This is a genomic window from Slackia piriformis YIT 12062 (genome assembly GCF_000296445.1).
GTDB classification, from domain to species: Bacteria; Actinomycetota; Coriobacteriia; order Coriobacteriales; family Eggerthellaceae; genus Slackia; species Slackia piriformis.
On sequence record NZ_JH815198.1, the window covers coordinates 221,951 to 243,547 of the forward strand.

The 21,597-nt window shown below is 57.5% G+C and carries 18 protein-coding genes, 1 tRNA gene and 1 pseudogene; 16 read left to right on the forward strand and 4 right to left on the reverse strand.

What is annotated here, in order from left to right; translation table 11 throughout:
- Positions 1-119 precede the first annotated feature (119 nt).
- A complete protein-coding gene (locus HMPREF9451_RS00990) occupies positions 120-323 on the forward strand; it encodes a cold-shock protein (RefSeq protein ID WP_009138431.1) in 204 nt (67 codons plus the stop codon).
- Between the two features lie 140 nt (positions 324-463).
- On the opposite strand, the gene HMPREF9451_RS00995 is transcribed toward HMPREF9451_RS00990, so the two are convergent.
- Positions 464-1,357 (reverse strand): proline iminopeptidase-family hydrolase, encoded by an 894-nt coding sequence (locus tag HMPREF9451_RS00995; protein WP_009138432.1) that lies wholly within the window; start codon positions 1,355-1,357, stop codon positions 464-466.
- A gap of 106 nt (positions 1,358-1,463) precedes the next feature.
- Positions 1,464-2,213, reverse strand: coding sequence for an HAD family hydrolase (locus tag HMPREF9451_RS09760; RefSeq protein WP_009138433.1), 750 nt, complete (start codon positions 2,211-2,213; stop codon positions 1,464-1,466).
- A 177-nt stretch (positions 2,214-2,390) separates the two neighbouring features.
- On the opposite strand from HMPREF9451_RS09760, the gene HMPREF9451_RS09765 reads away from it, so the two are divergent.
- From HMPREF9451_RS09765 to HMPREF9451_RS01020, 4 genes are all read left to right on the forward strand, one after another.
- Entirely contained in the window at positions 2,391-3,116 is a 726-nt protein-coding gene (locus tag HMPREF9451_RS09765) for an epoxyqueuosine reductase QueH (protein ID WP_009138434.1), read from the forward strand.
- Entirely contained in the window at positions 3,106-4,191 is a 1,086-nt protein-coding gene (gene queA / locus HMPREF9451_RS01010) for a tRNA preQ1(34) S-adenosylmethionine ribosyltransferase-isomerase QueA (protein ID WP_009138435.1), read from the forward strand. Before HMPREF9451_RS09765 ends, queA begins: the two co-directional genes overlap by 11 nt.
- A gap of 83 nt (positions 4,192-4,274) precedes the next feature.
- Complete coding sequence (gene tgt, locus HMPREF9451_RS01015; protein ID WP_009138436.1) at positions 4,275-5,423, forward strand: tRNA guanosine(34) transglycosylase Tgt; 1,149 nt, start codon at positions 4,275-4,277, stop codon at positions 5,421-5,423.
- Between the two features lie 231 nt (positions 5,424-5,654).
- A tRNA-Glu gene (locus HMPREF9451_RS01020) sits at positions 5,655-5,731 on the forward strand.
- A gap of 413 nt (positions 5,732-6,144) precedes the next feature.
- Here HMPREF9451_RS01020 and HMPREF9451_RS01025 read toward each other — a convergent pair.
- The gene (locus HMPREF9451_RS01025; protein ID WP_009138437.1) at positions 6,145-6,951 is read right to left on the reverse strand and encodes a DNA alkylation repair protein; all 807 of its coding nucleotides are present in this window, start codon (positions 6,949-6,951) and stop codon (positions 6,145-6,147) included.
- 204 nt (positions 6,952-7,155) lie between these two features.
- On the opposite strand from HMPREF9451_RS01025, the gene HMPREF9451_RS01030 reads away from it, so the two are divergent.
- The 6 genes and pseudogenes from HMPREF9451_RS01030 (at position 7,156) to HMPREF9451_RS01050 (ending at position 14,276) form a co-directional block, all read left to right on the forward strand.
- Positions 7,156-9,777 (forward strand): protein translocase subunit SecDF, encoded by a 2,622-nt coding sequence (locus HMPREF9451_RS01030; RefSeq protein ID WP_009138438.1) that lies wholly within the window; start codon positions 7,156-7,158, stop codon positions 9,775-9,777.
- Positions 9,778-9,779: 2 nt separating this feature from the next.
- Positions 9,780-10,109: a hypothetical protein gene (locus HMPREF9451_RS01035; protein ID WP_009138439.1), complete on the forward strand. Its 330-nt coding sequence runs from the start codon at positions 9,780-9,782 to the stop codon at positions 10,107-10,109.
- A gap of 67 nt (positions 10,110-10,176) precedes the next feature.
- A pseudogene (locus HMPREF9451_RS01040) lies at positions 10,177-11,153 on the forward strand (glycosyltransferase); the annotation flags it as partial.
- Positions 11,139-11,414 carry a hypothetical protein gene (locus HMPREF9451_RS10225; protein ID WP_009138441.1) on the forward strand — a complete coding sequence of 92 codons (276 nt, stop codon included), beginning with the start codon at positions 11,139-11,141 and terminating at the stop codon, positions 11,412-11,414. The pseudogene HMPREF9451_RS01040 and the gene HMPREF9451_RS10225, both read left to right, overlap by 15 nt.
- A 68-nt stretch (positions 11,415-11,482) precedes the next feature.
- Positions 11,483-12,550: a flavodoxin-dependent (E)-4-hydroxy-3-methylbut-2-enyl-diphosphate synthase gene (gene ispG, locus HMPREF9451_RS01045; protein ID WP_009138442.1), complete on the forward strand. Its 1,068-nt coding sequence runs from the start codon at positions 11,483-11,485 to the stop codon at positions 12,548-12,550.
- Between the two features lie 10 nt (positions 12,551-12,560).
- Positions 12,561-14,276, forward strand: a complete 1,716-nt coding sequence (locus HMPREF9451_RS01050; protein WP_009138443.1) for a proline--tRNA ligase — start codon at positions 12,561-12,563, stop codon at positions 14,274-14,276.
- A gap of 344 nt (positions 14,277-14,620) precedes the next feature.
- Here the strand turns inward: HMPREF9451_RS01050 and HMPREF9451_RS01055 are convergent, their stop codons facing one another.
- Positions 14,621-15,121, reverse strand: a complete 501-nt coding sequence (locus HMPREF9451_RS01055; protein WP_009138444.1) for a YbhB/YbcL family Raf kinase inhibitor-like protein — start codon at positions 15,119-15,121, stop codon at positions 14,621-14,623.
- 199 nt (positions 15,122-15,320) lie between these two features.
- Between HMPREF9451_RS01055 and HMPREF9451_RS01060 the strand changes: the two genes are divergently transcribed.
- From HMPREF9451_RS01060 to HMPREF9451_RS01075, 5 genes are all read left to right on the forward strand, one after another.
- Positions 15,321-16,694: a U32 family peptidase gene (locus HMPREF9451_RS01060; protein ID WP_009138445.1), complete on the forward strand. Its 1,374-nt coding sequence runs from the start codon at positions 15,321-15,323 to the stop codon at positions 16,692-16,694.
- 63 nt (positions 16,695-16,757) lie between these two features.
- Positions 16,758-17,366, forward strand: a complete 609-nt coding sequence (gene fic / locus HMPREF9451_RS01065; protein ID WP_009138446.1) for a protein adenylyltransferase Fic — start codon at positions 16,758-16,760, stop codon at positions 17,364-17,366.
- Positions 17,367-17,479: 113 nt separating this feature from the next.
- The gene (locus HMPREF9451_RS09910) at positions 17,480-19,027 is read left to right on the forward strand and encodes a DNA methyltransferase (RefSeq protein WP_009138447.1); all 1,548 of its coding nucleotides are present in this window, start codon (positions 17,480-17,482) and stop codon (positions 19,025-19,027) included.
- A gap of 11 nt (positions 19,028-19,038) precedes the next feature.
- Positions 19,039-20,346: a type IIL restriction-modification enzyme MmeI gene (locus tag HMPREF9451_RS09915; RefSeq protein ID WP_316245092.1), complete on the forward strand. Its 1,308-nt coding sequence runs from the start codon at positions 19,039-19,041 to the stop codon at positions 20,344-20,346.
- A 392-nt stretch (positions 20,347-20,738) separates the two neighbouring features.
- Positions 20,739-21,596 carry a methylenetetrahydrofolate reductase gene (locus tag HMPREF9451_RS01075; RefSeq protein ID WP_009138449.1) on the forward strand — a complete coding sequence of 286 codons (858 nt, stop codon included), beginning with the start codon at positions 20,739-20,741 and terminating at the stop codon, positions 21,594-21,596.
- Position 21,597: the final 1 nt, after the last annotated feature.

Below are 21,597 nucleotides of genomic sequence, written 5' to 3' on the forward strand. Positions count from 1 at the left end.
TGTATTCATATCGCTTATGGCGATATATTATGTGGGATCCCATTGGGGAAATGGGATGAGTTACCTGGTTTGAAACTAGGGTGTCAACTTCTCCGTATGGGGAAGGGAAAGAGGCCAAGATGGCTGAAGGAACTGTCAAGTGGTTCAACGCTGAGAAGGGTTACGGATTCATTTCTCAGGAAGACGGGGAAGATTTGTTCGTGCATTTCTCGGAAATCAAGATGGACGGATACAAGACGCTCGATGAGGGCGCACGTGTCTCCTTCGAGGTGACCGAGGGTCAGAACGGCAAGAAGCAGGCGAGCAACGTCGTGAAGCTTTAACCGTTCGCAGGAATAGATCGTTCGCTTCGGCGAGCGAATTCACTTGAACGAATCGAAAGGGAGGCGAGAGCCTCCCTTTCGATTTTGTGCGACGAATGTCGAAACCATTCGAATTGTTTGTAAAGCGATTGTTTGGGGGTCTAATCGAACTTGCAGATGAACCCTTCGACGGCGGCGAGGCATTCGTCGGGATGCGTCGCGTTGGCGATATGCGGGGCGCCTTGGATAAGCGTCCATTCGCAGCCGGGGATAAGGTCGACGCCTTCTTTGATGGTGTAGGGCGTTCCTTCATCGTCGGTTCCGGAAAGCGCCATGCAGGGTACTTTGATGTTCTTCACGCCTTCGCGGATATCCCAGTCCTTCATTTTCCCGGTAACCACGAATTCGCTTGCGCCTTGCATGACCATGTAGCACTCTCCGACGCCGGCGAACGAATCGGTCACGAACTGGGGATAGTCCTTCTCGTAGAAGCCCACCACATGGCGCTTGTAATATTCGTCTGCGGCTGCTTTCGCTTCGGGCGTTTCGTAGTTGCCGGTGCGTTCCGCTTCAGCGAGGGCTTCCTGCATGTCCTGCGGCATGTATTGTAGAAGGCGGTTTGCCTCGTCGAGCCATGTCTGGATGCGGACTGGTGAGCTGTTGATGACGAAGGAATTCACGCCCGCGTCGTCTCTCATCATGCAGTACATGCCAAGCATGCCGCCCCAGGAATTGCCGAACAGGTGAATGTCGTCAAGGCCAAGCGCCTCTCGCACCGTGTAGAATTCGTTTGCCCACAAGTCATAGGTGTAGAAGTCGTCTTCCTGGTGGGGAATGGCCGATTTTCCGCAGCCGATCTGGTCGTAGAATACAACTTGGCGGTTTGCGCGATCGGCGAGCTTTGCATAGGTGAGCAGGTAGTTGTGGCAGTCTCCAGGTCCGCCGTGGAGCACGAGCAGCGGTTTTTTCGCGGGATCGGGATTGTCCGGAGTGACAATTTTGCAGTAGGTTTTGTACCCCAGGTAATCGACGTAGGTTTCTTTGATTTCAGACATAACTGCCTCCAATCTAGCGTGCCTGTATGCTTCGTCGCATTGCGCGACCGTATCCGAAAAAGTCCGAGCGCGCATTCGCCGCTTACGCGTCTTTTTGATTGGCCGCCTACTTCAGCGAGGGCAGATCCTCGCAGAAGCGAGCGAAATCCTCGAGCGATCCATGCTTGCATTGTGCGAGGTCAAGGCCGTCTTCTTCCTCTATTGCATGGTCGGTGACGAAATAGATGTCCGCGCCCGTCTTGGTGGCCGCTCCGTCTTCGCGCGTGTTATTGCCCACCATGAGCACGTCCGACGCGGCAACGCCCGCTCGGCGAAGGGCCTCCTCGTAATAGGCGGTATGCGGCTTGACGGAGGTTGCGGTTGCATAGTCGGTCACGAAGATGAAATCGTTGGGGTCAAGGCCGGCCCAGCGCAGGCGTGCATGGACGGCAGCAAGGGGGAACATGGGCATGGTCGTTACAGCCAGGGTGTAGCCTTTTTCCTTAAGCGTCGCGATGGCTTTCGCTGCCGCGGGATTGGGAGTCGCGAGTTTGGATATTTCGTTGAACGGCCCTGCGTAATACTCGTCGAAAAGCGCCTCCACCTCTTCGGCATTCGTGCCGGTGAGCTTCGAGAAGACGGGCCAGAACACGTCGTGGTTTGAGCGCGATCCGTCGTTTGCCGCCATGGCTTTCACGCCTTCGAACAAAGCGCCCATCACAGCGCGGCCGTCCATGCCGTGGTCGTGGGCGAATTCTCCCAAAGAGCGGGTGTAGGCCTTCATGAAGGCGCTTGTCTCGATGGGAAGAAGCGTGCCGTCCAGGTCGAAGAAGAGGGTGGTGTAGCTGCGTGCGGCCGGTTGCTGCGTATTGCTCATGCGTATCGTCCTTTTCTGAAGGATGAGGAATATGTCTGTCTGCATGGTAGTATAGTGCGGTTTTGAAGGAATGCGTGATTGCGCTGCGCATATGCACACGACGCATACGCGAGCACGGCGCATACGTCGCCATGCTCTTCTGGTCGAGGGTTCGACGCGCCGAAGAAAGGGGTCGTTATGAAGCTGCTGCTGCATGCATGCTGCGGGCCGTGCTCGCTCGAGCCGCTTCGCCTGCTGCTTGAGGCGGGGCACCAGATCACGATCGCCTATATGAATTCCAATATCCATCCTGCTTCCGAATACGATCATCGTTTGCGGACGATGCTCGATTTCGCGCAAAGTCAGGGGATAGAAGTCGTCGAGGGGCCATATGAGCCTCAAGCCTGGGCGAACGCCGCTGGCGTATTCGGCACCGATCCCGATGCCCGTCCCGACAGATGCCGCGCCTGCTATCGCCTTCGCTTGGAGGAGGCGGCGTCGTATGCGGCCGCCAACGGTTTTGAAGGGCTTGCTACCACGTTGACGGTGAGCCCGTATCAGTACATCGAGACGATTCACGAAGAGCTTGAAGCGGCATGCCGCAAAGTCGGGATTTCCCCGGTCTTTCAGGATTTTCGCGAGCAGTATCCCGAGGCGACGCGCAGGAGCAAGGCGCTGGGCATGTACCGTCAGAATTACTGCGGCTGCGCGTTTTCCAAAGTGGAGGCCGCCGAAGAGCGCGAGCAGCGCAAGGCGGAGCGTGCCGCTGCGAAGGCGAAGCGTGAAGAAGAACGTGCGCCCCAACGTGCGGCGGAGGCTGCGGCGCGTGCCGCGCGCAAGGCCGAGAAGGAAGCTTATAACGAGAAGCAACGACGCAAGCACGAGACCTTGCGGAAAATGAGAGAGCAGAATCATGAGAACTGACGATTTCGACTACGAACTGCCCGAGCGCTGCATAGCCCAAGCGCCGGCTCCTGTGCGCGATGCATGCAAGATGCTTGCCATGGATCGCAAGAGCGGGGCGATCGAAGACCGGATTTTCCGCGATATCTACGATTACCTCGAGCCGGGCGATGTGCTGGTGGCAAACAACACGCGTGTCATGCCGGCCAGGCTTTTGGGCGCGAAGCGCGGTACCGGCGGCGCCGCCGAGGTGTTTCTGCTGCGTGAGCGTTTCGATGTGGAGCCGAAGACCGGATCGTCCGCCGTTTGGGAGGTGCTCGTACGTCCCGGCAAGCGTTTGAAGCCGGGTAGCGGCGCCGTGGTCGATTTCTGCGACAAGGGCGGCCAGGTTGCCTTGTCTGCCGAGGTCATTGGCTGGGGAGCAGACGAAGGCAAGGGCGAGCGCCTTGTGCGCCTGACCACGCCGCTTGGTTCGCTTGACGACGCGCTTCATGCGGTTGGACACACACCGCTTCCTCCTTATATCAAGGGATACGCGGGCGATGAAGAAATGTACCAGACGGTATATTCCCACAATGAGAAAAGCGCGGCGGCTCCTACGGCCGGTCTGCACTTCACGCCTGAGCTGATCGAGCGTCTGCGGGAAAAGGGCGTTGAATGGCACACCGTCGAGCTTGAGGTGGGCTTGGATACGTTTCGCGTGGTCGACGAGGAAGATCCGGAGAAGCACACTATCCATACTGAGTTCTACACGGTTTCGCAAAGCGTGGTGGATGCATGCGATGCCGCCCATGCGCGCGGCAACCGCGTGATCGCCGTGGGAACCACGAGCGTGCGCTCGCTCGAGAGCGCCTATGATCGCAAGGAAGGCCGTTTGAGGGCTCGCGATCACGAGGCGACGAGCCTCTATATTCTTCCCGGCTACGAATTCGGCGTGGTGGACGCGCTCATTACGAACTTCCACGTGCCGCGTTCGACGCTCATGATGCTGGTAAGCGCGTTTTCCACGCGCGAGAACATCATGGCGGCTTATCAGCATGCCATCGAGGGCGATTACCGCATGCTGAGCTTCGGCGACGCCATGTTCATTCATTAGGGATTCGTCGTTCAAACGGCTGACGAAGCTGGTCGTTCTGCCGAACGTTCCCGCTACACTCATTTCGTGAAAGGAAACCTGCAATGGCGCTTTTCGACGTGACCATTGACGCACGCGACGGCAATGCGCGCGCGTTGACGTTCGATACCGCCCATGGTGCGGTGCATACCCCCATGTTCATGCCGGTTGGCACGCATGCCACGGTCAAAGGCGTGACGGTCGACCAGCTGCACGACTTGGGCAGTCAGGTCGTGCTTGCGAATACGTACCATCTCTATATGCGTCCCGGTGTCGATATCATCGAGCGTGCGGGGGGCGTGCAGAAGTTCATGAACTACAACGGGCCCATGCTGACCGATTCGGGCGGGTTTCAGCTCTTCAGCCTTGATCACATGATGAAGACCGATCCCGACGGCGTGAGCTTTCATGCCCGCGACTATGACGGCAGCAAGCATCGTTGGACGCCCGAGAGCAACATGGACATTCAGCAGCGCATCGGCGCCGATATTGTCATGCAGCTTGACCAGTGCATTGGCTATCCCGCGGAAAAGGAAGCTGTCGCCGCGTCGACGAAGCTTTCCTGGGAGTGGGCGGAGCGTTGCTGCGCCGCCCATACGCGCGAAGACCAGGCTCTGTTCGCTATCGTGCAGGGCGGCATGCATCGTGACTTGCGTCTAGAGAGCGCGCGCCGTCTGATGGAAATCGATGCCGCAAGCCGCGCTGCGGGGCATAAGGGCTTTCAGGGCTTCGGCATCGGTGGGTATTCCGTCGGCGAGCCGCATGATGTGATGTTCGAAACGCTGGGCGCGGTATGCGACGCGCTGCCGCAGGACAGGCCGCGCTATCTGATGGGCGTCGGCAATCCCACCACGTTGGTGCGCGCGGTGCGCGAAGGCGTGGATATGTTCGACTGCGTGCTTCCCACGCGCACGGGCCGCATGGGCACGGCGTTTTCGCACGAGGGACGTATGAATTTGCGCAACGCGAAGTACAAGGAGGATTTCACGCCGCTTGATCCGCAGTGCACCTGTCCGGTGTGTACGCAGTACACGCGCGCCTACCTTCGTCATCTGGTTATGCAGAAGGAAATGCTCGGCGGCATTTTGCTGTCCATTCACAATCTGCATTTCTTGATTGATTTGATGGCAAAGGCGCGCGAGGCCGTTCTGGCGGGAGAATACGAGGCGTTTTACCAGGATTGGATGAACTCTCCCGCGGCGAACGACTACTAGGATGAATTCTCCCGCGGCGAACGACTGCCAGGAGAATTCCCCCGCGGCGAACGACCGTTAGGATGGGTTTTCTTTCGGTGAGCAGCTGTTGAAACGTTTTTTCGGCGGCGAGCAGCTATTGGGGCGGACCTCGATTCCTGGCTGGCTTGCCGACATTTTTCGAAAAAGTAGTTGACGAAAGCCGACAACGCTGCGATACTTCTAACCCGCGCTTGGAAAAGCGTAAAACATGGCCTGGTCGTCTAGCGGTTTAGGACATCGCCCTCTCAAGGCGAAGATCGGGGGTTCGAATCCCCTCCAGGCTACCACAGTCATTTTCTGCGAACCCTTCGAGGTTGGCTATCAGCTCGGAGGGTTCGCCTTTTTCGTCGCGCCATCCTCGATCGTCGGCTCCGACTCGGAATCTATGGGCTAAGTTTGATCCGTGCCTTGAATCCAGGCTTAACGGACAATCCATACTATTTCGTGTCTTTTGACACAGGAAATGGCAGGAATTACGAAATAGCATGGATTCCGCTGCTGAGCCAAAGGGCACAGTGCGGAGACGCTAAAGAAACACCTGGTCAGAGCGTTACGGTTAAGAGTTCTTCCTCAATCGTGCCGACGGAGCTGTACTATTTCGTCATTGCGTGTATTTTCGGTGCGCAAAACGACGAAATAGTACAGATTCTCCGATGGCGCCTCCTTATCCAGAGATTAGGGAGCACGTTGCGGGAGCGCGTCAACGCATGCGTCGCTCGGACGAGGCTCGCAGTGTGCGCAGATGCGCTTTCAGTTCGGGATTGATGCGCCTGCTCTCGACCGCTTTCTGTATGGCCATATTGTGGGTCCATTGATCAAGGCGATATTGTTCGATATAGGGCAGCGTCGCATCGGGCTGTTTCGCTAAGGCGGTTGCAAAATACCATGCGCGCATCATGTTCACGTAATAGGCGTTGTCATACGTAATGCTGCCGTCGGCATCCACGGCCTGTTGCTCGTTTTCGCTATCCCATCCTTCATGCGCGACGGACGCCACGATGCCTAGGAACCTTTCTTCGAATCTGTCGTCAAGGAAGTGCTTCATGAGCATGCCGATGGCGAAACGAACGGTGAAGGCCTTGTCGGAAGAAAGCCACTCGTCTATTTTCGCCAGCAGCTTGTCAGGGTGTTTCGAGAACGTCTTCGGGGAAATGGAATCGCACGTTGCCCAGTTGTCGATATAGGGAAGAAGCGCATCGAGGGACTCTGCCGCTTCGTCGAAGTCGTTCATGTGCTCGATGAGAAAGCCATGCAGGTTGTTTTCTTCGAAATAACGATGGGGTAGAGCGTGGAAGAACGCATGCGACTCCGGCGTGTTTCGAAGCTCTTTTGCCAATGCGCGCACCTTGGGGACGCGTACGCCGATAATGCGGTCGGGGTCGATCGTCGGCAGGAGCTTGCGATGAAATTCCTTGTACTCGAGGTCTTGAAGAGAGAAAAGCCGCTTACGAATGTCTCGGATGGCTTCCTCGTCATTGAAGCTGTCGAACTTCTGCGTCGGTGTCATGGCGAGCCCCTTCCTCCTCTGTTTCTTGCGTGGTGCGCAGCGGTTGTCTTTCCGATCGCGGACTGGCCGTTTTCCATGCGCTGTTTGCGTCGCTCCCGCGAAAACCCTGGTAATTATCTTCGAGTATGGCACAATATCAAAGGTTATAGACAAATGCGCAGACGGCATCGAGGTCGCCGCGCGAAGCGATGACAAAGGAAGAGTATGAAACCTGCTTCTAAACCGGCTTCAACGAAGTCGTCTACGCGGAGGAAGACGTCGCAGCACGTGAACCGCCGCAATGTCTGGCTCATTGTTGCCACGGCGTTGCTCGTTCTTGGGTCCGTGTTCATGTTCACGCCTCCCCAAGAGAAAATCAACCAAGGCCTCGATATCCAAGGCGGTCTTTCTGTGGTGCTCACGGCGAAAGGCGATGATGGAGCTACCGTCTCTGCCGAGGATATGGAGAAGTCTCGCGCGGTCATCGAGAGCCGCGTAAACTCTCTCGGCGCCTCCGAGGCCACGGTTGCCTTGCAGGGTTCCGACCAGATTCTTGTTCAGATTCCCGGCTTGTCTGATACCGAGGATGCTCTTGCCACCATCGGTAAAACCGGCAAGCTCGAATTTGCGCGCCTCGATTCGTTTACTGACGAAACCGTGAAAAACAAAATCGACACGGGTGGGTACATCCAGCAGCAATCGGTGACCGACTCGCTGGGAAACCAGTTCCCCACGGGCGAGGAAGAGCTTACCCTGCATGTCGATGAGGGCACGTACACGCCCATCGTCACGGGCGATGACATCGAGCGCGTAACGGTTGGCCAGGCTTCCGAGGCTGCAACCGATTATGCGGTCAATCTCAAATTGAATAGCGAAGGTGCCGCTGCATTTGCGCAGGCCACCAAAGATCTTGCACCCACTAACGGCAAAATCGTCATCATTCTCGACGGGGTGGTTCAGTCAGCGCCTGCCGTGCAGGGAGAGATTCCCAATGGCGACGTTTCCATCACGGGAGGCTACACGCTTGACGAGGCGAAGGCGCTGCAGACCGTGCTCGAGTCTGGGTCTTTGCCCGTGAGCTTTGAGTTTGCGCAGAGCCAGACCGTCGGACCCACCTTGGGTCAGGACGCCCTTGCGTCGGGTGTTGTGGTTGCAGGAATCGGCCTTGCGCTCGTCATGCTGTATTTGCTGCTGTTCTATCATGGCCTCGGCCTGATCACCGCCGCTGCCATGGCGGTGTTCGCGGCGCTGTACCTTGGCATTCTCGCTACGCTTTCGCATTTCGGGCTGTTCTCGCTCTCGCTTGCGGGCATTGCCGGCATCGTGCTTACCATCGGTATGGCGGCCGACTCTTCCATTCTGACGCTTGAGCGCTTCCGCGAAGAGATTCGCATGGGCCGCAGCGTTCGTGCCGCATCCATCACCGGCGTGCGCCACGGTATCTTGACGTCGATCGACGCCGACCTGGTCACGCTCGTATCTGCGCTGACGCTGTTCTTCCTGGCGAGCGCATCCGTCAAAGGCTTCGGTCTCACGTTGGCACTCGGCATTCTGTGCGATATCGTCATGATGCTCCTGTTCAAGGCGCCGATCATTCGCCTGCTTGCTCCGCGTGCCATCGCGAAGCATCCGGGCTTCTGGGGCATTAAAGATTCCCAGGAAGCCGTTCCTTATTACGAAGAGGGGAAAGAAGTCGAGGCTGGCAAGAAGCTGCGCGGCCGCTTCATCAAGCGCGATTTCGACATCCTTGGCCTGCGCAAGTACTTCCTTACCGCGGCGGCCGTGGTGGTTGTCGCAATTGCCGTTATCGTGGGCGTGCGCGGCATCAACTTCGGCATCGAATTCGTGGGCGGCACGTCTATCGCCTTCCACAATACGGGCGATGTGACTATCGAACAGGTGCGCGACGCCTTCGCCGATGCGGGCGAACCCGACGCGGTTATCCAAACCACCACGTCCGACGGCGAGGAGGGATTCCTGGCTCGTACCGCTTCCACGTCCGCCGAAGATGCGACCGCTGTGGCGAACGACGTTGCCGATACGTTCGGATGGGGCACGGACGGATTCGAGGTGACGACCATCGGTCCCGACTGGGGAACCTCAGTGGTCAAGAGCTCGATCCTGGCGTTCCTCGTTTCGCTGGCGCTCATCATCGCCTATATTTCCATTCGCTTCCGCGACTATAAGATGGGTGTTACGGCGGTTGTCGCGCTGCTGCACGACCTCGTCATCGTTTTCGGCGTATACGCCTTGCTCGGCCACGAAGTCACGCCGAACACCATCGCCGCGCTGCTTACCATTCTGGGATACTCGCTCTACGATACGGTTGTCGTGTTCCATCGCATTAACGAGAACATGAAGGCCGAAAACGTGAAGTGTACCTTCATGACCATGGCCAACCACTCGGTCAACGAGGTGCTTATCCGTTCTCTGAACACGTCGATCACATCGCTTATCCCTGTCGTGGCCATGCTGCTGTTCGGCGGCGAAACGCTGAAAGACTTCGCGCTCGCCATGACCATCGGCCTGATTACCGGCTGCTATTCCTCCATTGCCATTGCAACGCCGCTGTATGCCATCTGGAAGACGCGCGAAGACAAGTTCGCGAAGCTTTCTAAGAAGTACGGTCCGGAGGTGCAGCGTTTCTTCCTGAACAAGCTGCCTGCCGGCAAGGCTGCGGTAGCGGGTGCTGGCAACGTCGCTTCCGTTGGAGAAGCTCCTGTTGCTGTGGGAGATGCGGCTGTCGCCTCTGGGAAACCTGCAACTTCCTCGGGCGCTACGGCTTCGAAGGCCGGCAAGGCGCCTTCATCTAAGAAAAAGACCAACCACAAAAAGAAGGGACATTAATCATGGCTGACATTCGTGAGGGAAGCTCCCCCAATTTCGCCCCTCCTGTCGAGGAAGGCATCGTCTTTCAGTTCGAGGACGAGAAGGGCGATATCGAGAGCCTGGAATTTCTTGGTCTGGTGCTTCACAACGACCACCGCTACGGCTTCTTCTTCCCGGTCGAAGAAGATTTGCCTGCAGGCTCTTCCGGCGAGGTGCTGATTCTCGAGGTGACCGAGCTTGACGAAGAGGGCCAGCCCGCAAGCTTCGAGCTTCTGGTTGACGAGGGCGTGGCCCAGGAAGTCTACGATGTGTTCGTCGAGGCGACCAAAGACATCTATCGTTTCGTGTAAGCGATCCATATGCTGCAAAGGCGGTCCTGCGGGGCCGCTTTTGCTTGTGGTTCTCAAGAGGTTGCATATGAGAATTCTTAACGTGTCCGCTCAAAAGCCCGACAGCACCGGTAGCGGCGTTTATCTGGCCGAAACGGTTCGTTGCCAAGTTGCCGCAGGGCATGACGTGGCGGTGGTGGCGGGTGTTGCCGCCGACGATGCCCCTGAGCTTTCGGAGGGCGTGCTGTTTCGTCCCGTTCGCTTCGACACTGAAGCCCTGCCGTTTCACGTAGCGGGCATGTCTAATCAAATGCCCTATCCGGCTACGCGCTATTGCGACATGACGCCTTCTATGACGGCGGCATTCGCGACTTCTTTCGCCCGGGTGTTCGAGGAGCTTGACGAAGCGTTCGGACCCGATGTCGTGCTGTGCCACCACCTCTATCTCGCGACGGCAGTGGCGGTGGAAACGTTTGCGCATCGGCGGGTATTCGCAGTATGCCATTCAACTGATTTGCGTCAGATGGGCGAGCACGGCCTTGAGCGAGACCGCATCGTTGCGGCAATGCGTCGTTTGACGGGCGTGTTCGCGCTGCATGAAGCGCAAAAGGAAGAGATCGTGCGCGTGTACGGAGTCGATCCCGCGCGCGTGCATGTGGTGGGTACGGGATTCAACGCGGCGATATTCAATGCTGGAAAGTCGGATGCATGCGACGATGATGTACGTGCGGGTGCGCCTGTCGAGCTTGTGTACGCGGGAAAGATTTGGAAGAAGAAAGGGGTTCCGTCGCTTTTGGAGGCGGCCGACCTTATTGAAGCGGCGCATCAAGAAGGTGCGCGCCGCGGCGGGGGTTCGTCGCCGCGTCTGAGGCTTTGCCTTGCAGGAGGGCATAACGACCCCGAAGAATATGCCGGAATTGTTGCGCGCGCCGCTCGTTGCGTTTCCGACGTGGCGTTTCTCGGCAGGCTTTCGCAGACGGATTTGGCGCAGGCGTATCGGCGCGCAGACATATTCTTCTGCCTTCGTTTTTCGAGGGGTTGCCGCTTGTGGTGATCGAGGCTCTTGCGTGCGGCTGCAAGGTTGTGACCACCGATTTGCCTGGGATTCGTCCTTGGCTCGATGCGAATGCGCCAGGCGCGCCGATTGTATACGTTGCGCCGCCGCTTATGCGCGGCGTCGACGAGCCGTTCGAAGACGAGCTGCCCGCTTTTGAGCGTCGGCTGGCTGACGCTATCGAGGCGTGCATACTTCTGGAGGCTGCCCCCTTCGACGTTTCGCATCTTTCCTGGGAGGGCTTGACTGCGCGTATCGTGGAGGCGCTATAGGGTCTTCTTTCACGGCGATCTCATGGGATACACTGGTCAGATGCGAAGAAGAGGAAGGGGCTGACAACATGAAGCCAAACCAGCAAACGTGTCGCGTCATGGTGGGCAATGTGCCCATGGGCGGCGGCGCTCCGTGCGTCGTTCAATCCATGCTCAACGCGCCGGCCGATGACGTGGCGGCCAACCTCGTGCAGATCGAGGCGCTCGCGCAGGCGGGTTGCGAGGTGGTGCGCATGGCCATCCCGCGCCGTGCGTGCTTGGACGCCTTCGAAGAGGTGTGTGCGAAAAGCCCCCTTCCCGTGGTGGCGGACATTCACTTCGATGCGCAGATCGCCATCGAGGCGGCCCGTCGCGGCGCGGCGAAGCTGCGCATCAACCCGGGCAACATTGGAGGCTGGGAGAAAACCGATGCCGTGATCGAGGCTGCGCGCGAGGTGGGCATCCCCATTCGTGTCGGCGTGAACGCAGGCTCTCTCGACGAAGGGCTCAAGGCGCGTGAAGACCTCACGCTGCCCGAGAAGCTTGCGGCCTCCGCAGTTGATTACGTGCGCCATTTCGAAGAGCGCGGTTTTTACGATGTAGTGGTGTCCGCGAAGGCCCATGATGTCATGGCTACGGTCAAGACCTACCGTATGCTTGCGAAGGAGATTCCCGAGGTGCCCTTGCATATAGGCATTACCGAGGCGGGTACGCTCATGCAGGGCGTGATCAAATCTGCTAGCGGTTTGGGCATTCTGCTCGAAGAGGGCATCGGAGACACTATGCGCATTTCGCTCACCGACGAGCCTACGGCCGAGGTTCGCGCGTGCTGGATGCTGCTTGCGGCGCTCGATCTGCGCCGCCGCGGCCCCGAAATCATCAGCTGTCCTACGTGCGGTCGCTGCCAGGTGGATTTGATCGACCTGGCCAAGCGCGTGGACGAGCGCCTGGCAGCTTGCGCGGCGCCGATCAAGGTGGCCGTCATGGGCTGCGTGGTCAACGGACCGGGCGAGGCGGCCGATGCCGATCTGGGCGTGGCGTGCGGAGCGGGTTCAGGCGTCATCTTCTCCAAGGGAAAAGTCTTGCGCAAGGTTGATGAGGCTTGTATCGTTGAAGCTCTGACGGAAGAGATCGAAAAACTCGAGATAGAAAGATAGGCATCGAAGCATGAACAAGTTCGTGAATCGCAACGTGCTGCGCATGAGCGAAATTTACGCCCCCACGCTGAAGGAGGACCCCTCCGACGCAGATATCGTTTCCGCGAAGCTTCTCGCTCGCGCCGGCATGATTCGCAAAGAGGCTGCAGGTCTGTATACCTTCCTGCCGCTCGGTCTGCGCGTCATCCATAAGATCGAAAACATCGTCCGCGAAGAGATGGACTCTCACGGCGGCCAGGAAGTGCTCATGCCCTTCGTTCAGCCCGCTGAGCTGTGGCATCGCTCCGGTCGTTGGGACGCATACGGTGCCGAGATGCTGCGTGTGACCGACCGTCACGACAACCAGTTCTGCCTGGGCCCCACGCATGAGGAGGTCATTACCGACCTGGTGAGCAACGAGCTTCGCAGCTATAAGGACCTGCCGAAGAATCTCTATCAGATCCAGGTGAAGTTCCGTGACGAACGCCGCCCGCGTTTTGCGCTTCTGCGTGGTCGCGAGTTCATCATGAAAGACGCTTACAGCTTCAATGCCGACCAGGAAAGCCTGGACGAGACCTATAAGCTCATGCGCGACGCTTATATCAACATGTGCGATCGCATGGGCCTGAAGTACCGTATCGTGCAGGCCGACCCGGGCCAGATCGGCGGCAACGCCACCGAGGAGTTCATGGCTCTGGCAGAAACCGGCGAGGCCGAGCTCGTGTATTGCGACTGCGGCTATGCGGCCGACGTCGAGGTGGGCGAGTGTTCTCCCGTCCCCACCGAGTATCCCGCCGAGGCTCTTGCCAAGATCGAAACCCCGGGCGTTCATACCATCGCCGAGCTTGCGGCATTCCTCAAGTGCGAAGAAAGCGCCACCGCCAAGGCGTTCTCCGGCAAGGGCGACGACGGCTCCATCTGGGTCCTCTTCGTTCCCGGCAATTACGAAGTCAACGAGTGCAAAGCCGACCGCCTGGTTCCCGGCTTCACTCCGCTGACTGACGAAGAGATGCTCAAGGCTGGTCTGACCAAGGGTTCCATGGGTCCGGTGAACCTGCCCGAGGGCGTTAAGGTGGCGGCCGACGAGAGCCTACGCTCCATCGAGCGCTGGGTCGTTGGCGCCAATGATGATGGTTTCCATTTCGTGGGTGCCAAGCACGGCGAGGACTTCCAGGTGGATGCCTGGGCCGATTTGTGCACTGTCAAAGAGGGCGACGCATGCCCGCATTGCGGTTTGCCGTTGAAGGCCGCCCGCGGTATCGAGGTGGGTCAGATCTTCAAGCTGGGAGACAAGTATTCCAAGGCCATGGGCGCGACGTTCATGGATGAGGACGGTTCCGAGAAGCCGTTCATGATGGGTTGCTATGGCGTTGGCGTCTCTCGTACCATGGCTGCTGCCGTCGAGCAGAGCTACGACGACTTCGGCATTATCTGGCCGGCCGGCATCGCACCTGCTCACGTGTGCGTGATTCCGCTGTCTCCGAAGCCTGACGAGGTGACCGAGGCTGCAGAGGAGCTGGCCAAGAAGCTTTCCGCCGCCGGCTACGAAGTGGTGTTGGACGATCGCAACGAGCGCGCCGGCGTCAAGTTCGCCGACAACGATCTGATTGGTTGGCCGGTGCAGGTCATCGTGGGCAAGCGCGGCTTGAAAGAAGGCACTGTCGAAGTGAAGAACCGCGCAACGGGAGAGAAGGTTTCTGTGGCGTTGGACGCCGTCGAAGCCGTCGTTGACGAGGTTATCGCGTAGGGCGTGATCGCCTCAAGCATGTCGCAGACACGCAAGCGCCCCTGCCGGCTCCCGCATTGCGGGCGCGCGACAGGGGCGCTTTACGTTTGTTGTTCGTATGCATTTGCCGCAAAAGTGCACGAAACCCCGTCTTCGTTATCGCAAAACCCACGAAACGTACCAAGGCGCGGATCCTTTTTTCAAAAAATCGCTTTAAAGAAGCAAATTAATGGATATTACAGGCAATCATGTTGATTATTTTGCTTATCTATATTTGTCTTTGCTTCGTGTTTGGTACGTTTCGTGAGTTTTGCGAGTTTCAAAGTGGGTTTTGGTGCACTATAGCGGAATGCGGCGTGCCGGAGCTAGCAGCGCCCAATCATTTCGACGCTTGTCTCGGCAAGTACGTGCCCGCGAGCTGCGGCGATGAGCTCGTTGGCCCAGAAGGGCTCGGCCAAGTCAACGGGTGTATCGAGCGCCATGACGCGTAGAGTGTATACGTGGTCGGCATTGGGAGGGCAGGGTCCTACGTATCCCGTGCCGCGCTCGGGTTCGGATTGCGCGGCGCTGTTGTAACCTTGTATTAGACCTTCGGCGCCGTTGCGGCTGGCGTCATCGTCCAAAGCAAAGAAGCCGTTGAACGGGCCGTTTGCATAAGCACACCAATGAATCCACGGAAAACCGCATACAGGAACGCTGTCCCAGTCAAGAAAGACAAATGCGAGTGCTTTTGTTTCGGCTGGGATGTCCGTCACCTCGAAAGGAAACGAACGACGGCAGCTCCAGCCATGGCAATCCGCAGGATCGGCATATTTTCCGTATTCGTCGGGTAGAAACCCATCTTCGAGGTTCATGGTAATGTGCATGGGTGATACTCGTGCTTTCTCCCCGATGAGGAGGGGAATCCGTCACTTCGTGCGCAGTGGCCGCGCGATATTGTTCCAAATCGATGTACATGGCGTGCCTGAATGCGCGGTTCGATATACTGAGGCGTTGCATGCGGAGGCAAACGGGTCGTTTTGCATGTACGAACATCTCGATTATATAGTCAGAAAAGGACGGTTCATGGCACGCTCTTCGTCTCAAGACACGATGGAGCTGCTCGCGCCTGCGGGCGGATGGGAGCAGCTCGAGTACGCGATTCATTTCGGCGCGGATGCGGTGTATCTCGCATCGACGCGCTATGGCATGCGTCGCCGTGCCGATAACTTCGACGAAGACGAACTGCCCAAAGTTGTCGAATACGCACATGCGCATGGCGTGGATGTGCATGTCACGGTCAATACCATGATGACCGACGAAGATATCGACGATTTGCGTCGCTATTTTGCTATGCTTGACGAAGCGGGCGTGGACGCCGTGATCATCGGCGATATGGGTGCGTTGGCGGTTGCGCGCGAAGTGGCTCCCAACCTGGCAATCCATCTTTCCACGCAGGTGTCGTGCATGAATGCTGAATCGGCGCGCATGTATGCGAGCCTAGGCGTTTCGCGCATCGTGCTTGCGCGCGAGATGAGCCTTGCGGCCATCGCTGAAATGCGCCGTCGTCTTTCTGATGAAATCGAGCTTGAAGCATTCGTCCACGGCGCTATGTGCATGGCGTATTCGGGGCGTTGCCTGATTAGCGATTATATGGCGGGTCGCGGCGCTAATGTAGGTCATTGCGCGCAGCCGTGCCGCTGGAAGTATGCGCTTGTGGAAGAGAAACGCCCGGGACAGTATTTCCCGATTGAACAGGACGATCGCGGCAGCTTCATCATGAGTTCGAACGACATGAATATGCTTTCGCACCTGCAAGAACTTAAAGATGCCGGTGTGAACAGTATCAAAATCGAAGGTCGTGCGAAAGGTGCATACTACGTAGCGTCGGTGGTCAACGCGTATCGCCACGTCCTCGACGGCGAAGACGCCGATGCATGGCAAGACGAACTTGAGACCACGAGTCATCGTCCGTACTGCACGGGCTTCTACTTTGGCGATCCGGGGCAAAACCAGGGCACGGTTGAGTATGCGCGTTCGCATCAGATGGTGGCGCGCGTTCTGGGCTGCGCCGCTGATGAGCTGGGGGAGCGCGGCGCTTTTAAGCTGGATGGACTGTGCGATGCCGCCGAGCCATACCGCGTGGAAACGCTTTGCCGCAACCGCTTCTTCGAGGGTGAGGAACTTGAGGCTATCAGTCCCGATGCTGCCGTGCGCACGTGCACGGTGAAGCGTCTGGTCTGGCATGCTGCGCCAGGAACCGATCTGAAGGACATTGAACGTGACGGCCTGGGCCGCATTATCGGCCCTGATCCGACGTGTCCGCGCGGCACGCTGGTGGCTGTGGAGGTGGCCAATCGCACCATGGAGCGCTATTCATTCGCCGTCTCGTTCGAGCTGCACGAACGAGACATCCTGCGCATCCGCCGCGAAGGTCAGGATGTCGGCCGCGTGCTGTAATGCGTGGTCATATTGTCGGGATGCCCTTTTGTTCGAGAATTGTTGTTACGGAGGGATGCGTCGATGCTTGAGAACAAGTTGGGAATTGCGAACGAAGTTGAGTTGGCGCGCGAAGAAGAGCGCCTGACGAAATTGCGTGCGCGGGAGCTGTTCGAGATGGGGCTGTTCGATTCTTTCGAAGTGGGCACATTCGAGGGGCTTTGCTCCATTCATCGTCATCTTTTCCAGGATGTGTACGATTTCGCCGGTCGTATGCGTGCGGTCAATATTGCCAAGGGTAATTTCCGTTTCGCACCGGTAATGTATCTTTCGGCAGCTCTTGAGGCGATCGACAAAATGCCGCAGGGCACATTCGATGAAATAATCGAAAAATATGTCGAAATGAATGTGGCTCATCCGTTTCGAGAGGGAAACGGCAGAAGTACGAGAATTTGGCTGGATGCCATTTTGAGAAAAGAGTTGGGGCGCGTGGTCGATTGGAGCCGCGTTGATAAGGAGGATTATCTGCTTGCGATGGAGCGCAGTCCCGTGCGCGACACGGAGATAAAAGCGCTTCTGAAATCGGCACTTACCGATGCCATCGATGATCGTCAGGTTTACATGAAAGGCATTGACGCCAGTTATCGCTACGAAGGCTATTCTGTCTACACGATGGATGAACTGGACGGGTGAATACATGGCAGGGATGTTCCTGCTGAGGACGGCCGCAGGAAGAAAGAATCGGGAATGCGTCAGTCCGAAACAGATGGTTTCGCGAGCGACCCGGTGAAGACGAAGAGGTTGGAATGAGCATTTCGTTTACGGAGCAGAAGCGTGCGGCGAAGGCGTTTGTCGAGCGCTGGCGTGCGCTTCCGTGCGTGGAGGAGGAGCATTCGCGGTCGTTTTGGATCGAGCTGCTTCAAGACGTCTACGGTTTGAAAAACGCCACGCATGCGCTTGAATTCGAGCGCAAGGTCAAAGGCCGCAAGATCGACGTGTTCTATGAAGACATGGGCGTTCTGGTTGAAATGAAGGGGCGCGGCATCGGCCTTGACGAAGCCACCGTACGCAGCAAGAAGGCGGGTCCCGAAACACCGTATCAGCAGGCAAAATGGTACGCCGATAACCTGCCGTTCTCCATTCGCCCACGCTGGATCATCACGTGCAACTTCGATGAGTTCCGCATTTACGACCAGGAGAAAGAGCGTCAGGAGGAGTATGTTTCGCTCGCTCTTGACGAGCTGCCCGAACAGCTGCATCTGCTCGGCTTTCTTACCGATGCGAAGAATTCTCGCATCGAGCGCGAAAAGCAGCTGTCGGTGCAGGCAGGCGAGTTGGTGGGCAAGCTGTACACGCAGCTTTCGAAGCAATATAAGAACATCGAAACCGACGTTCATGAGCAGCGCAGCCTGAACGTGCTGATCGTGCGCTTGGTATTCTTGCTGTACGCGGAAGACTCGGGCCTTATGCACGAGAAAGACGCCGTGCTGAATTATTTGAAGGACTACCGTGCCGACCAGATGCGCCAGGCGGTGGTCGACCTGTTTCGCGTGCTCGACACGCCCGTTGAGCAGCGCGATCCGTACTTGCCCGATGCCTTGCTGGCATTCCCGTACGTCAATGGCGGGTTGTTCGGCAATGACGACATCGTGGTCCCGCAGTTCACCGACGATATTCGCCTTGACTTGTTGCTCGAGGCGTCACAGAAGTTCGATTGGTCGGGCATCAGCCCCACCATTTTTGGCGCGGCGTTCGAGAGCACGCTGAATCCCGTCACGCGTCGTGCGGGCGGCATGCACTACACCAGTATCGAGAACATCCATAAAGTCATCGACCCGCTGTTTTTGGACGATTTACGTGCAGAACTTGCCGAAATCGAGGGAGAAAAGGTAGAGAAGAATCGCATTCTCAAGCTGAAGGCATTCCAGCGCAAGCTGTCCAGCCTGCGTATCTTCGACCCCGCGTGCGGCAGCGGCAACTTCCTGACGGAAAGCTACTTGAGCCTGCGCAAGCTCGAAAATCGCGCGTTGGAAGACTTACAGGGTGATCAGATGGGTTTGGGCTTCGATCAGGATGCTGCGTCCATCAAGGTGTCTATCAGCCAGTTCTACGGCATTGAGATCAACGATTTTGCTGTGAGCGTCGCCAAGACTGCGCTGTGGATTGCCGAAGAGCAGATGATGGAAGCCACGCAGGAGATTCTGCTGCAGCCCTTCGACTTCCTGCCCCTGAAGAGCAATGGCAACATTCACGAAGGCAACGCCCTGCGCATGGACTGGAACGATGTCCTTCCGGCGGAGCCTGCTCTCTCTCTCTCTCTCTCTCTCGAAGCGCGCAGCGTGATGGCGGCGTAGCTGAAGGCTCGATTCTTCTCGCAGGAAACCCTCCGTTCCTTGGATATTCGAACTTGTCGAAGGAGCAGTCGGACGATCGTGCTGAAATTTTCGGCAAAGTGAAGACGCTCGATTATGTTGCCTGCTGGTACGCAAAGGCGGCCGTATATATGCGTGATACAAACATTCGCGCGGCATTCGTATCCACGAATAGCATTTGCCAGGGCCAGCAGGTCGAGCCGTTGTGGAAGCCGCTTTTCGAGCAAGGTATCGGCATCGACTTCGCATGGCAGTCGTTCGTGTGGAACAGCGAAGCGAACGATCAGGCGCACGTGCACGTGGTCATCGTGGGCTTCTCGTATGTCGGAACGCGCGAGCGTATTCTGTTCGATCGGGAAGGCCACGGTCGCGTGGTCGAGAATATCAATGGCTACCTGCAGCCTGCCCCCAATGTGTTCGTCGAGAAGCGTACTAATCCGCTGTGCCGCGTTGAGGGGATGGCCCAGGGATTTAAGCCTGCGGATAATGGATGTCTGCTGTTTGGGGCTGATGAATATGACAAGCTTGTCGAATCTGACCCCGGCGCGCTGAAATGGATTCGCCCGTTCTCGATGGGTGCGGACTTTATCAAGGGCGATGACCGATACTGCCTCTGGCTTGTCGATGCGGATGCCTCAACCTATGACGAACATCCTTTTATTGCTGAGCGAGTTCGTGCGTGTGCGGAGTGGCGTTCGGCTCAAACTCCTACGGGTGATGCGTTCAAGCTCAAAGATACCCCTCATATCTTGCGGCCGTGCGGGAAGTTCAAAGATATTCCGTATATCGGAGTACCTTCCGTATCGTCGGAGCGTCGCGATTACGTCCCCATGGGATTTATCGATAACGGTATGATTCCCGGCAACATGCTCTATTTCGTGCCTTCGTCTTCGTTGTACGTGTTCGGCCTTATGGTGTCGCAGGTCCACAATGCGTGGATGCGTGCTGTTGCTGGACGTCTCGAGATGCGGTATCGCTACGCGAATACGGTCGTCTACAACAACTTCGTTTGGCCTGGTGTCACGCGCGAAACGTTGGAGGTTCCGGTTGAAGATGCGGTCGCGCCCGAGATTCGCTCTCGTATCGAGGCGTGTGCGCAGGCGGTGCTCGACGCCCGTGCGGCGCATCCCGGTAAAACGCTCGCGGATCTTTACGACCCCGACAAGATGCCCATGGATTTGCTTTCCGCTCATCAGGCGCTTGATGCGGCGGTCGAGGTCGCCTACGGTGTCGATTTCAGCGGCGACGAAGAACGCATCGTCGCGCATTTGTTCAAGCTCTATGCCGAGCTGACAAGCTAGCGGTGTGCCTGCGGTCCGAGCGATTGCTTCCATAATTTCGAGGTGTTTTTCGAATCCCCCGATGCTTCAACGCGCATCGGGGGGTCTTGCGTAACGGTGAAACGCGGATCCTTGTGTTCCATTCGTTCTGAAACAAAAGCAGTTTTCGTTTTGTTCTTCCAGCGACAAAAAATTTCGTCGCATAGTCTAATTCGAGTCATTTGCAGCGGCGTCTCGTGCCGTATTTGCTCATTGACATTTCCCATTGCGGTGGGGTGTCGGCCGCGTTGCCGCTGCCTGCTTTTCGTCTGTGTCGTCGCCGAATGTTTCAAGCGTGTTTCATACTATCGCATGCTAAAGCGTCGTGGGGATAAGGCGTTACAATGGCGGTTCGACGAGAAAGGACCCCTGCTATGCAAATCTCACAGGCGTTTCAAGGCGAAAGCCTGCCCATTTCATTCGAGATTTTCCCTCCGAAAGGCGACCTTCCTGTCGAGACTGCGCATGCAATGACCGAGGAGCTTGCTCCTTTGGATCCCGCATTCGTTTCGGTGACGTACTCGGCCGGCGGAAGCGGTAACAGCGCGCGCACGATCGACGTCGCCCGTATGATGAAAGAAGACTTCGCGCTGCCCATCATGGCTCATCTGACCTGCATGGGAGCAACGAAGGACGATATCGACGCAACGCTTGCCGCCATGCGCGAAGTGGGCCTTGAGAACGTTCTCGCCCTGCGCGGCGATCCCGTCCCCGGTGCTGCGACGAACGATTTTCACTTTGCCAAAGACCTCATTCCCGTAGTACGCGAAGCGGGCTTTTGCGTGGGCGCCGCGGCGTATCCCGAAGGCCATATAGACTGCTTGGATTTCAAAAAGAGCATCGAACACCTGAAGGAAAAGCAGGACGCAGGCGCGCAATTCTTCGTGACGCAGCTTTTCTTCGACAACGATTGTGCGCTCGAATTCCTTGAAGCCGCCCGCAATGCGGGCATTACGGTGCCGATCACGTTCGGCATCATGCCGTTTTTGTCAAAGGCTCAGATTTCGCGCATGGTGTTCATGTGCGGTGCCAGCCTGCCTTCTCCGATTATCAAGCTTCTCGCGCGCTACGAAGAAGACCCGGAATCGCTGCGCGCGGCCGGTATCGAATACGCGTGCGACCAGATGGAAGGCCTCGCCCAGGCGGGCGTCGACGGCATTCATGTATACACGATGAATCAGCCGAGCATAGCCCGCGCGGCTGTTGCACGACTGCGCGGCGCGGCGAGCTAGC

Bases quoted from the DNA above. Each gene is read 5' to 3' on its own strand.
- HMPREF9451_RS00990 (WP_009138431.1), top strand. From the start codon at position 120: ATGGCTGAAGGAACTGTCAAGTGGTTCAACGCTGAGAAGGGTTACGGA.
- HMPREF9451_RS00995 (WP_009138432.1), bottom strand. From the start codon at position 1,357: ATGTCTGAAATCAAAGAAACCTACGTCGATTACCTGGGGTACAAAACC.
- HMPREF9451_RS09760 (WP_009138433.1), bottom strand. From the start codon at position 2,213: ATGAGCAATACGCAGCAACCGGCCGCACGCAGCTACACCACCCTCTTC.
- HMPREF9451_RS09765 (WP_009138434.1), top strand. From the start codon at position 2,391: ATGAAGCTGCTGCTGCATGCATGCTGCGGGCCGTGCTCGCTCGAGCCG.
- queA (WP_009138435.1), top strand. From the start codon at position 3,106: ATGAGAACTGACGATTTCGACTACGAACTGCCCGAGCGCTGCATAGCC.
- tgt (WP_009138436.1), top strand. From the start codon at position 4,275: ATGGCGCTTTTCGACGTGACCATTGACGCACGCGACGGCAATGCGCGC.
- HMPREF9451_RS01025 (WP_009138437.1), bottom strand. From the start codon at position 6,951: ATGACACCGACGCAGAAGTTCGACAGCTTCAATGACGAGGAAGCCATC.
- HMPREF9451_RS01030 (WP_009138438.1), top strand. From the start codon at position 7,156: ATGAAACCTGCTTCTAAACCGGCTTCAACGAAGTCGTCTACGCGGAGG.
- HMPREF9451_RS01035 (WP_009138439.1), top strand. From the start codon at position 9,780: ATGGCTGACATTCGTGAGGGAAGCTCCCCCAATTTCGCCCCTCCTGTC.
- ispG (WP_009138442.1), top strand. From the start codon at position 11,483: ATGAAGCCAAACCAGCAAACGTGTCGCGTCATGGTGGGCAATGTGCCC.
- HMPREF9451_RS01050 (WP_009138443.1), top strand. From the start codon at position 12,561: ATGAACAAGTTCGTGAATCGCAACGTGCTGCGCATGAGCGAAATTTAC.
- HMPREF9451_RS01055 (WP_009138444.1), bottom strand. From the start codon at position 15,121: ATGCACATTACCATGAACCTCGAAGATGGGTTTCTACCCGACGAATAC.
- HMPREF9451_RS01060 (WP_009138445.1), top strand. From the start codon at position 15,321: ATGGCACGCTCTTCGTCTCAAGACACGATGGAGCTGCTCGCGCCTGCG.
- fic (WP_009138446.1), top strand. From the start codon at position 16,758: ATGCTTGAGAACAAGTTGGGAATTGCGAACGAAGTTGAGTTGGCGCGC.
- HMPREF9451_RS09910 (WP_009138447.1), top strand. From the start codon at position 17,480: ATGAGCATTTCGTTTACGGAGCAGAAGCGTGCGGCGAAGGCGTTTGTC.
- HMPREF9451_RS01075 (WP_009138449.1), top strand. From the start codon at position 20,739: ATGCAAATCTCACAGGCGTTTCAAGGCGAAAGCCTGCCCATTTCATTC.